We start from the raw sequence: 12,871 nt of genomic DNA, 5'->3' as shown, positions 1-12,871 counted from the left end.
TGGCGCGGACATACCCCGTTGCTTGCAGCGGGGTGCGCCAGCGCAACTTTGATTTTGAGACAGTTCCTTAGTCTAAAATAAGTGCTCCGTAGGTAAAGTCGTCAAGTTCCAGGACTTTCCTCCAGAGTTCTTTGCATTCACAGTCTGCTTTGCCGAGGTCTTCCGGATTCTGAGTAAGTGAAAAAGTCCTGAGAGAGTCTGCAACATCCGAGCTGCAGATTTTACAATTGTGAGGGCCGCGTTTTGAGCCTGCACCTACCGGATCGGACATAAGAGGGAGGTCTGGGTGGGCGGCTTTTGCTCGTTGCAGGACTTCTACAATGCTCCAGAGCCAGGGAGGGCGATACTGTCCTTTTTCCCAGAGAGCTTCGACAAGGGTGCCTTTCTGGACATTACAAAGGTTAATAGATATTGTGTCAGCGTAAGGGGCTGCATCATCTATGGAACGGACAATATCTTCCAAAGCCTGGCGTTCGGAGAGAAAGAGAGGTTTTAGCATCAGATAGGCTTTAACGGTTGCCCCATTTTTTCTTGCGATTTCTGAGGCACGGACAAAGTCCCTGAAGGTAAAACCTTTATTGATAGAGTCTCTGCGGATTCTGTCCGAGCTTGTTTCCAGCCCGAAAGCCAGCTCAAAGGGTTTATTTTTCAGGATCTTAAGACATTCTTGTACATTCTCCTCGGTTACGAAGTTAGGGCGGGTTTCCGCAAGTACCTTAACTACCCTCGGATCGTCTGCAAGAGTTTTGAGGATTGTGTCCCTTGCCTCAGAAGGAACCTCCTGCTCGTCAAGAAAACTGCCTGAAGTGAAAATTTTGACCATAAACTCAGGGAATTTTTCAGCTTTCTTCATTGCTCTTGCAAGCTGGGCCTTGTAGTCCTCCAGAGTTGGAGGTTCACTTGCGCAGTCATAGACATAACCGCACATAGTACACCCTCCGGCTTTTCCCCAGCGGCACCCTGCGCTCTTGAAGATCACAGTTAAAGTCTTCACCTGAGTTCCATTTACCAGGTCGACTCCTGTCCAGCTTGCTGCAGGTTCATTGGTAGGAGAAGGTCTAACTTTAATCCGCTGCCGGATTTCCAATACTTCTTTGTTCAGGGTCATGGGTTTAAAACTCGCTTTGGCTCGCTTTTTATAATTGTAAAAAAGATTTTTGAAGCTGAGAGCCAGCTTCATTATTCATTTCTTATATTTCTGTATAAGTGGCTTGTGCTTCACTCAAATTCGATAGTTGCAGGCGGCTTGGGTGTGATATCGTAAACCACTCTGGCTACTTTCGGGATTTCAGAGGTGATTCTGGACTCCAGCTTTTTGAGAACATCCCAGGGAAGTTCAAGCGCTTCTGCCGTCATGCCGTCTCTGGAGCCTACGGCTCTTACAGCTACAATCCATCCGTAAGCCCGGATATCTCCCTTTACACCTGTTCCCTTGCCAAGTACAGCAGCGAAAGTCTGCCAGGGACAGAACCTGTCAAGAAGTTCTTCTTCAACTATAAAGTTTGCTTCCCTTACAACCTCAAGTTTCTCTTCTGTAACTTCCCCAAGAATCCTTACAGCCAGGCCAGGTCCTGGGAAAGGCATCCTTTCACAGATTTCATCCGGTAACTGGAGTGCCCAGGCAACTTCCCGAACTTCATCTTTATAAAGATCCTCGACAGGTTCAACGATCTTCTTGAAGTCCATTACACTGGGCAGCCCTCCCACATTGTGGTGAGATTTTATTCCGCCTTCTGACTCGATTCTATCAGGGTAAATAGTGCCCTGGATAAGGTAATCGGCTGCAAGTTTCCTTGCCTCTTCCTCAAAGACCCTGATGAATGTCTCACCTATAGCCTTTCTTTTCTCCTCAGGGTCAGTTATACCTTTCAGGGCTGCAAGGAACTTATCCTTTGCATATACTACATCCAGATTCATGTGGGAGAAAATATGCTTTATTCTCTCGGTTTCTCCTTTTCTCATAAGCCCCGTATCAATATAGATTGGCTGCAGCCTGTCACCTATAGCCCTGTAAGCCAGTTCCGCACAAACAGAACTGTCCACGCCGCCCGAAAGTGCAATAATTGCTCTCCCGTCGTTTATTTCCTTGCTAATTTTTTCAATCGCCTTTGGAATGAATTTTTCAGGTTTTACCATTGAAATGCTCCTTAAATGATGCTAAATTGAAATCCTTTGAAAAAATGATCGTGATCAGTGAACGTTATATAAATTATCTGAGTCTGATTATTTTAATGTGATATATGAGTTTGTGCATGGGGTTTTTGATATTTAAAGGTATCATAAAAGAAGTTATCCTATAAGTGAAAACATTTTGTTTTTACTCAAAAAAATGAAATTTTGAGCGTAATTTCCCCATCTGGAAGCTATAAAAAGGAAACCAATTTTTAATTCCCGGTTTTAATTTTTTTATATCTTACTGCCCAGTAACTACTGGCTGGTAAGATCATTTTAAAAGAAGCTAAAAATCCGTTTCTTGAAAACTTTATGGAAAACTGAATGAGAAACTAAGCTTTTGATAATGAAAAATAAGTACTCTACGTATGCAGAAACTTGTGTTTACCCTTTCCAGAAAATTAAAAATTAGAATTATATACAAAGCTTTTCAAAAAATATTCCTATTAAAATCTCGGAAAGGAATTGGTGATAGGAATGGGTAGTGAGAACTATGAGCTTATCGACACGCTTCAAAGCATTGCAAAGTCCCTGGAAAGTCTGGCAGAGTCACAGAAAAAAATAGCTGACACTCTGGAATGGATGGTAAAAGACAAGGAATTTGTAGACTGAAGCGAGAGAAATTTTTGGAATAAGGAAAAACGTACAATGAACGAAAAACTGCGGAAAACATAGATGGTTGGTAAAAAGGTTATCTTAAGAGGAAGACAAAAAGTGCCTGGGTGTAGCCGCACTTCCTATCTTCCTACCTTTACCTCAAAACCAAACATTAATAACGTTGACGCTAGAAACCAGTAAACCACTTGCTTATTGATACTTTTCAATCCTTTTCCGACTTTTCCCTACGTTGGCGATGTAATTTTCCTTTCTAAAACCTTTTTTGAACTCTACTATCTTAAGATATCTCTGATATGTATCCAGAGCTTACAGCTAAATACATCCGAATACTTTCACCCCGCACACCTGCAACTTAAATATAATGAACTTAAAACATCACAACGTCAGGATTCCATGCCTGACTCATTTTATACTGATATCTAACTCTTCACTATATGAGAATAATTATACCATAGAGGAACAGTTTTCATAAACATAAAAAGGTCTATTGTAAAAATTGAAACATTGAGGATATGTCTGTGCACGAGAACGTGTCCATACTTTGATTTTCCTGGATCTTCCGGGGTTTATATTCTGGCATGACATTAATTTTACTGTTCAGGGGGATCGAAAACGAGCACTGAGTATGACTTCTTGAGGGCGAGTAAACGTGAGCTTGAGCCCATGCCTTCCCTGTCTGCCAGAATGTACTCAGCTCTACACCATTATTTCGGATACACTTCCTTTCGTCCGTTGCAGGAGGAAATCATAAGGGATGTTCTTGAAAGAAAAGATGTTTTCGTGCTCATGCCTACCGGCGGGGGCAAATCGATATGTTACCAGCTGCCTGCCCTTCTCATGGAAGGGGTTACAATTGTTGTTTCCCCACTGATTTCCTTGATGAAAGACCAGGTTGACGGGCTTGAAGCAAACGGTATTGCCGCAGCCTGCATGAACAGTACCCAGAGCGCCAGAGAAAACCGAGATGTGAAGACAGCTTTTCTTGAAAATCGGTTAAAAATCCTTTACATAGCTCCGGAAAGACTCATGATGCCAGGAACCTTTGCCTTTTTAAAGAAAGGAAAGGTCAGCCTCTTTGCAATTGATGAAGCACACTGCATTTCCGAGTGGGGACATGATTTCCGGCCTGAGTACAGGAAATTGAAACTTTTGAGGGATCCTAAAACAGGTTTTCCTGACATCCCAGTTATTGCGCTTACGGCAACAGCCACAGAAAGGGTTCGAGAAGATATCGTATCACAACTCAATCTTCGTCTTCCTCCGGAAAAAGGCCCTTACGTAGCCAGTTTTGACCGGAAAAACCTTTACTATGAAGTCAGGCCGAAAAAGGAAACTTTTTCCGAGATTACTGACTATCTGCGCAGGCACAGAGGTGAAGCTGGTATCATCTACTGCCAGAGCCGAAACAGTGTCGAGGCTCTTACAAAAAAACTGAACCTTGCAGGTTTCAGGGCCCTTCCATACCATGCAGGACTTTCGGATACCGAAAGAAACCGAAATCAGGAGATGTTCATTAAAGATGACATGGACATCATAGTAGCTACAATTGCTTTTGGAATGGGAATTGATAAGTCCAATGTACGTTTTGTAATCCACTATGACCTTCCCAGAAATCTTGAGAGCTACTATCAGGAAACCGGTAGAGGAGGAAGGGATGGAAGCCCATGCGAATGTATCCTTTTTTTCAGTAGAGGGGACCGTTTCAAGATTGAGTACTTTATTTCACAAAAGACAAACGAAAAGGAAAAGGATATTTCTCTAGTGCAGTTAAGACAGATGGTAGCTTATTGCGAGGGAAATAAATGCAGGCGTCAGACCTTGATGGAGTACTTTGGTGAAGAGCTTTCAGAACCCTGTGGGAACTGTGACTGCTGCCTTACTCCGAAAGATACCTTTGACGGAACTGAAGCTGCAAAAAAATTGATAGCCTGCGTCCAGGAACTGAACCAGCGCTTTGGCACAAACTATGTTATCGATGTCCTCACAGGCTCAAAAAATAAAAAAATCCGGCAAAATCATCACGAAAGGTTGAAAAGTCATGGCAGTGGTCTGGAGTTCACAAAAGAACAATGGAGATCATTAGCTTCCGAAATGATAAACACCGGTCTTCTGGATGTAAGTGGGACAAAGTATCCTGTATTGAAACTTAATGCCATGAGTAGAAAAATACTGAAAGGGCTGGAACAAATAGAGCTTGTCTGCCCTGAAGGTTTTGCTCCTGAGTCTGAAGAAAGTTTTGTGCCATCTACAGTGACAGATATAAAAGGCAAAAAAGCCGATGATCCGGGTTTCCCTGAGGAAGATTCTTTTCCAGAAAAATTTTCAGTTGCTTCTGACATTCTGAAAGCGTCAGAGACGAAAAAATCTATAATATCCGGAAAAGATCCTGATCCTATCCTTTTTGAAAGGTTAAAAGCTCTAAGAAAGGGAATTGCTTTACAGAAAAATCTTCCTCCTTACATTATTTTCTCTGACACTTCCCTTAAGGAAATGGCTACAAAATTTCCTCACACTTCTGAAGAGTTTCGTTCCATTACAGGAGTTGGAGAACATAAATTAAAAAAATACGGAGACGTTTTTCTCAAGGAAATCGAAAACTACTGCAGAGATTACAATTTAGTACCTGCTGAAAAATCTGCTGAAAAACCTACAAAATTAAAGATTGCTTGTAAAAATCCTGAAAAATCTGCTGAAAAACCTGAAAAATTAAAGATTGTCTGTGAGGATCCTGAACGAGAGGAAATAATCTCAAAAGAAATTGCTCTAAATGATGAAAATCCCAAAGCTGAGATCGAGACGTTCGGAGCTGTAATGCAAGATCCCGAACCTGATAAAATCAACAGTTTAGAAGTTTGCAACTTATCGACCAAAAAGAGCAGGTATCTGGATACGAGCATTCAGGATTGGTCAGAGCGGAATTCTTCGGCAGACGACTTCAGGGAAATAGATTCGATGGAGGCGTCATCTGAGTTAGGAGCTGTAAGTACCACCAGCGCGGATTCTTCTATCTTCGTTTCTTCTGAAACGGATTCTCTACATAGAACTTTCTCTCTTTTTACGAAAGGATTTGGAATCGATGAGATTGCTGACATCCAGGGTATGAGTATTAGAAGTATTTTCAGGCAACTTGAACAGCTCACTCTTTCTGGAAATATTAGGGGTATTGGAGGACTTTTACCACCCAAAAAACAAAAGCAGATAAAATCTGCCCTGGAAAGCTTAGAAGTTGAACTGGATTCCCTGCTTCGGGCAAGGTTGGGTGAGAACTGCCAGGAAGAAGAAATGAATTTTTTCAAGGCTCTTCTTCTGTCAAGGATTTGTTTTTCTCAGTCTGAAGACGGCGAGTAAAACTCTTCCCTGCAAACTTCGTTGTTTTTCTTCGATTTTTATTCTTACTAGTTTTTTATTCTCACTTATGTTTTCTTGTTTTTATCCTGAACTCCTGAAAATGGGATCACTCAATGTTTTTCCCATTTCTTCAGATTCATAATCTCAGACAGAGTTCCGCCTCTCTTGATTTCATCGAAGAGTCTTTTTTCGGTTTTATAAACCTCTTTTGCTCTTCTCGCCAGCTCGTATGCCCTCTCTGCTGGAATTACCACAACACCACTTTCATCTCCCACTATATAATCTCCTGGCTTCACGGTCTGGCCGCCGCAGGTAATCTCAGCATTGATTTCTCCAAAACCTTTAGGATCTCCGGCGTTAGGTACTGTATTACTCGTGTAAATCGGAAGTCCCAGGTTTTCGACTTCGTCAATATCTCTTACAGCACCCTCTATTACCACGCCTGCAATTCCCTTGTTTAAAGAACTCCAGGTTGCAAGTCCTCCCCAGCAGGCAATATCCTTATTTTCGTTATAAATAACGAGTACATCTCCTTCTTTTGCAATATCAATTGCTTCCACGGGCTTTGCCCAGTCTCCGGGAAAAGTTTGCACGGTAACTGCAGTTCCTACCATTTTTCCTCTTACCAGAGGGTGAATTCCTTTCATTGCGCCTTTCCGGTGCATGGCATCAGAAATGTTTGAAGTGGATACTTCCTTAAGAATTTCCCTAATCTCCTGGTCTACAGTACTGACATTGCGGATTTCCACAGCATCCGGGGAGTCCACACTCTGCCGGATTTTTCTTGCGGCTTCGGTTACGTTATCAGAATGGGTGATATTTCCTCCGACAATTACAACTTTTGCTCCAGCCTTGACCGCCTGTACTGCACTACTTGCATCAAGCCCTCCAGCGACTGCAAGCTGTACGTTAACTCTCTGTGAAATTTCCCTGAGAAGTGATATAGGGTCTTTTCCCAGCATTTGCTGGTCTATACCTATGTGTACATTAACATAGTCTACACCCAGAGCCTCAAGTTCAATCACTCTTTTTACAGGATCGGGAGCAGAAATGAGATCTGCCATTAACCTGACTCCGTATTTGTGGGCTGAGCGGAGTGCGTCAAGTAATGTAGAATCATCTGCACTTCCTAGCACAATAACGACGTCAGCTCCAGCTTTTGCTGCCATCTCTACTTCTATAGCGCCTGTATCCACAGTTTTCATGTCTGCCAGAATGGTCCGATCTGGAAAAGCTTTCCTCATGGTGCGGATTGCGTCCATTCCCTCACTTTTGATCAGAGGGGTTCCAATTTCGATCCAGTCCGCACCCCCTTTTATTGCCTCTTTCGCAATCTCTACAGCACGGTCCAATTCCAGAAGATCAAGTGCAACCTGAATTATGGGAACTATAGTATCACCTCAAGTGGGAAATAGGCAAAGCTGAAATTCTCAAATATTTCTCTGTCAGCTCTTTCCTGTCTGTTTTCATTCCTGTTTCACTCCGGATTTATTCTTTCGGAATTCCGGTTTTTGTATCGGTCCTTTTAATTTAATTCTCTTCAATTTATTCTTTTATTTTGATTCGAATTACCTAATTTTTGTATGTGAGTTTTTCATTACCTATATTTCTTTTTATTTGACTGTTTTTGTATTCACGGTGGTGTTTCATATCTGACATTCATAGATAAAGAATAAATATTAACCAGTTGTCATAAGAATTCAATTAATGTTATAATGTTTATGGGGGGAGATGATGGAAAATAACCCTGGAACATATGAGAAGAACGCTTCTGGGAATTGTATCACAGATGAGGAACGCAGGCAGTTACTTTCGGCTCTGCATTCTCGCCTTTTCTGGGTTGGTCAATATATCCCGGATTATGTTGAGTTTGAGGGAGAAACTTACCCTCTGCACAATTATGTATGGGAATTGATTCAAAAAGATGAACTCAGTGAAGCTGAGAAATCCAGGATAGAGAAATACATTGAAATTCTTTCAGCGAAGGAAATGAAGGACGAAAAAGATCTCGAAGGGAAGGCCCTTACATCGGAAGAATCAAAAAAGCTCTATCATGAGACTGCAGGCTTATTGCGTGCAATAGCAGATCTGAAGGATATTGAGAGCGGAACCTTCAAACAAAACACAAAGCGCTTTCAGGAACAGTTTGCTAATCAGAGGATTAGAGACGCAAAGCTCTGGCTCGAATTTATCAAAAAAGTGTCTAAGTAAAGTGCCATAACTGAGATACAGCGACAGGACTTAACTGGAAGTGACGTATAGTGACAGAACTTAATTCCTTCAATACTTTTGGAAATTTCTGGAGCAAAGGTTATATCTCTGGGAACCACTTTATGAAAACAAGATGTCATTTAAGAACAGAAACGTCATCTCTATGAAAGACTTTTCGCGGAAAGAAATCGATTACGTTCTAGACACGGCAGAAAAGCTTGAACCTGTAGCCAGAGGCGAAGAAAGGTCTCGGTTGCTGGATGGAAAAATAATAGCTCTTCTTTTTTTTGAACCAAGCACAAGGACAAGGCTGTCCTTTGAGGCTGCTACGCAGAGACTTGGGGGACAGGTTCTCAACCTGGGTTCAGTGGAGGCGAGTTCGGTAATGAAAGGAGAAAATCTTGCCGATACTATTCGCGTAATCAGCAACTATGCAGACCTTATAGTGTTGCGTCATCCTCTTGACGGGTCAGCACGAATGGCTGCGGAATTTTCAAGTGTTCCTATAATCAATGGTGGTGACGGCTCTTTACACCACCCTACACAAACTTTCCTTGACCTTTATACCATTCGTAGGGAAAGTCATCTAGAGGGTCTGAAGATTGCTATGGCAGGAGATCTGAAGTATGGAAGAACAGTCCATTCCCTATGTCATGCCCTATCACTATACGGAGCTGAAATAACTTTAGTTTCACCTCCTGAACTCAGGATGCCCCTGGAAATTGTCAGGGATCTTCAAAAGAATAATATCAGAATCAGAGAGACTGATTCTCTGGAAAACATAATTGGAGATGTCGAAGTTCTTTATATGACAAGGGTTCAAAGGGAACGTTTTCCTGATCCTGAAGAGTATGAGAAGGTCAAAAATAAGTTGAGGGTCACAGGTGATCTGCTGAAAAACGCAGATCCTAGCCTTAAGATTCTCCATCCTCTTCCAAGGGTCAACGAGATCTCCCCTGAAGTAGATTCAACGCCGTATGCATGTTATTTCGAGCAGGCTTTTTATGGAGTTCCCACGCGGATGGCACTTCTCGCTCTTGCTACGGGAGTGATTGAATGAAGGAAAAAAGAGACCTGAAAATCCAGGCAATTGAAAATGGAACGGTGATTGACCATATAAAGGCTGGACAGGCCTTGAATGTTCTGCGTATACTTGGGATTTCCAATGCTTTTCGAGCTACTATCAGTTTTGTTATGAATGCACCTGGTGCCGCAGGCATAAAAGACGTTGTGAAGATTGAAGGTAAGGAACTTAGCGTCGAAGAGCTTAACAGGATTGCTCTTATATCTCCGAAAGCTACTATCAATATTATAAGGGATTTTGAAGTAGTTCAGAAAAACAAAGTTGTACTTCCTTCTTATGTTGAAGGCGTTGTACGCTGTATCAATCCAAACTGTATTTCTAACAGCAGTGAACCTATAAAATCCAAGTTTTCCGTGCTCCAATCCGAAGAAGAAGGGGTAATTCTACGGTGCCTTTACTGCGAGCACGTAATTTCAGAAAATATAGCCGAAAATTTGCTATAAATATGACCTTCAGCGAAGCTGAAAACGAGTTTTATTTTTATCTTGAGGTTCTCTTAGAACTGAAGTGATCGGGAATAAATTCACAGTTGCCAGTTCAGTGTAGTTCGAATATGATCCATTAGAATCTCATATTCGAATATAATACTACAGTTTTAACTGCTATTATCTTCAGGGGAAATTGCTCATGATAAAAAGAGATAATGACACGGAAGAGGCAGACGAAGAATATCTTGGTTACGAAGAGCGCAATAAGCTTCTCTGGAGCCTCAGGAGTGATTTTGCCTGGGCAGGAAAGAAAATCCCTGAAAGTGTAGAGATCGATGGGTGCGAGTACAAACTCAGGGACATGGTTAGAGGACTGAGCGAGAAAGAATCACTGGATACGGATAAAACTGCCGAAATCAGGGCTCTTATCCCAAAATTGAATGAAAAGTCAAAAGCAGATGAAGAACTGCTGGAGACGGAAGAACTTACAAAAGCAGAGGCTGAAGCCCTTTATGAAGAAGCAACTGGGCTTTTGCGGGCCTCAATGGAATTAAAAGACAAACTTGAGGGGAAAGGTGGGGAAAAAAGCGTCGACGAGTTTAAGCGGATGCTCAATACTCAGAAGGTAGTTGACGAAAAGCGTTTTCAGGAGCTTATTAAAAGTTTAAAGTAGTGAGTTTGTTTGTGAGTTTTCAAATAATTCCGGCTTCAGGAAATCCAATTTCAAAATAGTCCTTCCATTTCTTCCTTATTTTTCAATTTTCTACTCACTCTTATTTTTGAAGGTCGCCATAATTTCTTCCGGTTTTTGAGTGTAGAATTCCAAATTTAAGTTTGAACGTGTAGTAATTTTAAGAATCTGTCGATAGGGCACTGTGAATTTGAAGATATAAAAATAAATGACAAGGACATATGCAACTATCCAGAAATCTACCATAACTGAGCTTAGTTTTATGAAAACTTGAGCTGCTTCCATTTGCAAATCCCTGGTTATACTTTCTACGATATGAGGCAGTTGAATTGCAAAGGTAACAAGGGCTAACAAACGTAGTGGCCAACGCAGGGAACGGCCTTTGTTCTTCGATATAGTGATCTGCACGATATCCTCTTTCCTTAACACGAGAGACCTGAACAGATGCCTGTGAATAATTATTTTTTCAGGAGTCAACCTCACAGTAGTACGATTATAAAGGATTAAGACCAAAAGAGCAAGATATAGGATTAAGGAAGAAAAAAGATCGAAAAAAGAGCCTGAAGGACTGTCTAATCCCAAAATTAAACTAATTACTAACGATATAAAGATGATTTTTCCAATTCCGTAGCCTCTATAAAGAGCCCGTCCTTTCAGAACCTTACCTTCCTGCAAACTTGCAGGAGAAGGTGCCGGTTGGCCCAGTTTTTCCAATCCGAAACTAAAATAGCTGCCTTTCCTCCTTTCTTTTTTGATAAAATCCTTCATAGTGAACCATCCCATCAATTTCCTGAAATTTTTCCCAAAAACCATTTCATACGCCTTCAAAACGTTTTTATTTTTCGTCTCTTTCGTTTTTGAGGAAACTTGTAAGCTCTTCAGGTTTATTAGTAAAAAACGTAAGTTCCAGTTTTGAGTGCGTAGCGACTTTAAGAGCCCACTGATAAGGCGTTAAGAGTTCACTATTGTAAAATAGCACAAGGATAATTGTTACTACTGCAAGATGCCCCAGTAATAAACTGAAATCAACATAGTTCGAAAAGGATGCTTCAATATATTTAATGTATTGCAAGTTCCTTGGTATTCCTAGTATAAAATCAAGTGGTATTGCAATAACATAAAATAACCGAATCAACCAGCGCAGGGAATAACCTTCATTCTTTTTTACCGAAATTTGCGTAATATCTTCTTTTTCGATCACAATGGGCTTACGCATAGGTTGTTTAATTATGATTTCTCCAGGCATTACTGTGGCAGCATTAGAGCGAGTAAGAAATAATGTAAGAGGGAAAAGAAACATAATAAGTCCTGAAAATATGATTAAATAAGAGTCTTCAGAACTAAATGTCCATAAAAGCAAGGAAATTATTAATGTGATAGCAGTAACTATTAATAACCTTGACATCCACCACCAATCAAAGAGACTAGCCTGCACCTTAAGAGTTCTGCCTTCCTGAAGATCCTCGTGAGAAGAGCTCAACTGAGTACTTCTATTTTCGAATTCAAAACCCGAGAAGTAACCTTCCTGCTTTTCTTTCTGGAGGGAATTTTTTGTGGGGTGCCATCTCATTAATTTTTTAAAGTATTTCACAAAAACCATTTCATACGCCTTCACAAATGCCTTTCAATAGATGATTTTATCTCTACAGCTGAGACTTCATCCGTAATTAAGGAATAGTAAGAGTTTAGTTCGTACCATTTTTTGTGTTTAGTCTTGATATACAGCTGTGTATTCAGGTTACCAAATTGGGTTTTTTGCTTCCTCGCTGCAAATAGAATAAGGGGAAACAGTGAGATTAATAGCAAAAGTATTTTCAATTCCCCTTTTACTACAGCCATGTAGACCGCAAATCCGCAGAAGGCAATTCCTCCAATTACAAGGAGAAGGAACATTCCCTTTGAACGCTTTTCAAGCCTGTGTGACGTTATGTTTTCGATTTCTTCATAAGGGATGTCAAATTTCTTCAATCTGAATGCCTGAAGGTGTACTCCTGATTTATCTATCAGAACTGCTGCCTCGAAGGTTTTGAGAATTAGCAAGTAACAAGGAATGTTCAGCAGGAAGAGACCGACTAAGAAGAGAGAAATATTTTCTGTATGGGTCATGAGCAGGTTGAAAAATATTACAAAAAGTAAAGTAAAAAGAGTTGTATTTGCGGGGAAAATCACATTTGCTGTTCGGAATTCAGTGGTGTTTTCTGTTTTTCCGGAAATCATGGCTGTGTTTGCAAAGTAACAGGACTGTTTTGTTTGGTGAGCCGTTTTCTTGCAGGCTGGACACCATCCCATCAATTTCCGGACAGTTTCAGTAAAAGCCAT

12 protein-coding genes are annotated in these 12,871 nt (G+C 41.0%); 6 read left to right on the top strand and 6 right to left on the bottom strand.

Features of this window, described 5'->3' with window-relative positions:
* Window positions 1–67 precede the first annotated feature (67 nt).
* Complete coding sequence (locus tag ASJ81_RS13780; protein WP_095644906.1) at window positions 68–1,108, bottom strand: archaeosine biosynthesis radical SAM protein RaSEA; 1,041 nt, start codon at window positions 1,106–1,108, stop codon at window positions 68–70.
* Window positions 1,109–1,218: 110 nt separating this feature from the next.
* Window positions 1,219–2,136, bottom strand: coding sequence for a glutamine-hydrolyzing GMP synthase (guaA, locus tag ASJ81_RS13775; protein WP_095644902.1), 918 nt, complete (start codon window positions 2,134–2,136; stop codon window positions 1,219–1,221).
* A gap of 513 nt (window positions 2,137–2,649) precedes the next feature.
* Here guaA and ASJ81_RS24240 point away from each other — a divergent pair.
* Entirely contained in the window at window positions 2,650–2,784 is a 135-nt protein-coding gene (locus ASJ81_RS24240; RefSeq protein WP_275112560.1) for a hypothetical protein, read from the top strand.
* A 669-nt stretch (window positions 2,785–3,453) separates the two neighbouring features.
* A complete protein-coding gene (gene recQ / locus ASJ81_RS13770) occupies window positions 3,454–6,138 on the top strand; it encodes a DNA helicase RecQ (RefSeq protein ID WP_095644901.1) in 2,685 nt (894 codons plus the stop codon).
* A gap of 110 nt (window positions 6,139–6,248) precedes the next feature.
* On the opposite strand, the gene hxlA is transcribed toward recQ, so the two are convergent.
* Window positions 6,249–7,529 carry a 3-hexulose-6-phosphate synthase gene (gene hxlA / locus ASJ81_RS13765; protein ID WP_095644900.1) on the bottom strand — a complete coding sequence of 427 codons (1,281 nt, stop codon included), beginning with the start codon at window positions 7,527–7,529 and terminating at the stop codon, window positions 6,249–6,251.
* Between the two features lie 343 nt (window positions 7,530–7,872).
* Here hxlA and ASJ81_RS13760 point away from each other — a divergent pair, with 343 nt between their 5' ends.
* From ASJ81_RS13760 to ASJ81_RS13745, 4 genes are all read left to right on the top strand, one after another.
* Window positions 7,873–8,349, top strand: a complete 477-nt coding sequence (locus ASJ81_RS13760) for a DUF5788 family protein (RefSeq protein ID WP_095644899.1) — start codon at window positions 7,873–7,875, stop codon at window positions 8,347–8,349.
* Window positions 8,350–8,482: 133 nt separating this feature from the next.
* Window positions 8,483–9,409, top strand: a complete 927-nt coding sequence (gene pyrB, locus ASJ81_RS13755) for an aspartate carbamoyltransferase (protein ID WP_095644898.1) — start codon at window positions 8,483–8,485, stop codon at window positions 9,407–9,409.
* Complete coding sequence (pyrI, locus tag ASJ81_RS13750; protein WP_095644897.1) at window positions 9,406–9,876, top strand: aspartate carbamoyltransferase regulatory subunit; 471 nt, start codon at window positions 9,406–9,408, stop codon at window positions 9,874–9,876. The genes pyrB and pyrI overlap by 4 nt, the downstream gene beginning before the upstream one ends.
* Before the next feature lie 184 nt (window positions 9,877–10,060).
* Window positions 10,061–10,534 carry a DUF5788 family protein gene (locus ASJ81_RS13745; protein WP_095644896.1) on the top strand — a complete coding sequence of 158 codons (474 nt, stop codon included), beginning with the start codon at window positions 10,061–10,063 and terminating at the stop codon, window positions 10,532–10,534.
* 90 nt (window positions 10,535–10,624) lie between these two features.
* Here ASJ81_RS13745 and ASJ81_RS13740 read toward each other — a convergent pair whose 3' ends face one another.
* Genes ASJ81_RS13740 through ASJ81_RS13730 form a run of 3 tightly spaced genes read right to left on the bottom strand, consistent with a single transcriptional unit; the run spans window position 10,625 to window position 12,871 of the window.
* Window positions 10,625–11,365 (bottom strand): DUF1673 family protein, encoded by a 741-nt coding sequence (locus ASJ81_RS13740; RefSeq protein ID WP_095644895.1) that lies wholly within the window; start codon window positions 11,363–11,365, stop codon window positions 10,625–10,627.
* A 22-nt stretch (window positions 11,366–11,387) separates the two neighbouring features.
* Window positions 11,388–12,152 carry a DUF1673 family protein gene (locus tag ASJ81_RS13735; RefSeq protein WP_095644905.1) on the bottom strand — a complete coding sequence of 255 codons (765 nt, stop codon included), beginning with the start codon at window positions 12,150–12,152 and terminating at the stop codon, window positions 11,388–11,390.
* 11 nt (window positions 12,153–12,163) lie between these two features.
* Window positions 12,164–12,871: a DUF1673 family protein gene (locus ASJ81_RS13730; protein ID WP_095644894.1), complete on the bottom strand. Its 708-nt coding sequence runs from the start codon at window positions 12,869–12,871 to the stop codon at window positions 12,164–12,166.

Origin of the sequence: Methanosarcina spelaei, assembly GCF_002287235.1 — an archaeon.
GTDB lineage: Archaea > Halobacteriota > Methanosarcinia > Methanosarcinales > Methanosarcinaceae > Methanosarcina > Methanosarcina spelaei.
The sequence above is the reverse complement of the archived record's forward strand: the minus strand, read 5'-3'. Positions and strand labels throughout refer to the sequence as shown.

Excerpts from the sequence above, each read along its gene's own strand:
- ASJ81_RS13780 (WP_095644906.1), bottom strand. The coding sequence starts at position 1,108 with ATGACCCTGAACAAAGAAGTATTGGAAATCCGGCAGCGGATTAAAGTT.
- guaA (WP_095644902.1), bottom strand. The coding sequence starts at position 2,136 with ATGGTAAAACCTGAAAAATTCATTCCAAAGGCGATTGAAAAAATTAGC.
- ASJ81_RS24240 (WP_275112560.1), top strand. The coding sequence starts at position 2,650 with ATGGGTAGTGAGAACTATGAGCTTATCGACACGCTTCAAAGCATTGCA.
- recQ (WP_095644901.1), top strand. The coding sequence starts at position 3,454 with ATGCCTTCCCTGTCTGCCAGAATGTACTCAGCTCTACACCATTATTTC.
- ASJ81_RS13760 (WP_095644899.1), top strand. The coding sequence starts at position 7,873 with ATGGAAAATAACCCTGGAACATATGAGAAGAACGCTTCTGGGAATTGT.
- pyrB (WP_095644898.1), top strand. The coding sequence starts at position 8,483 with ATGTCATTTAAGAACAGAAACGTCATCTCTATGAAAGACTTTTCGCGG.
- pyrI (WP_095644897.1), top strand. The coding sequence starts at position 9,406 with ATGAAGGAAAAAAGAGACCTGAAAATCCAGGCAATTGAAAATGGAACG.
- ASJ81_RS13745 (WP_095644896.1), top strand. The coding sequence starts at position 10,061 with ATGATAAAAAGAGATAATGACACGGAAGAGGCAGACGAAGAATATCTT.
- ASJ81_RS13740 (WP_095644895.1), bottom strand. The coding sequence starts at position 11,365 with ATGGTTTTTGGGAAAAATTTCAGGAAATTGATGGGATGGTTCACTATG.
- ASJ81_RS13735 (WP_095644905.1), bottom strand. The coding sequence starts at position 12,152 with ATGGTTTTTGTGAAATACTTTAAAAAATTAATGAGATGGCACCCCACA.
- ASJ81_RS13730 (WP_095644894.1), bottom strand. The coding sequence starts at position 12,871 with ATGGCTTTTACTGAAACTGTCCGGAAATTGATGGGATGGTGTCCAGCC.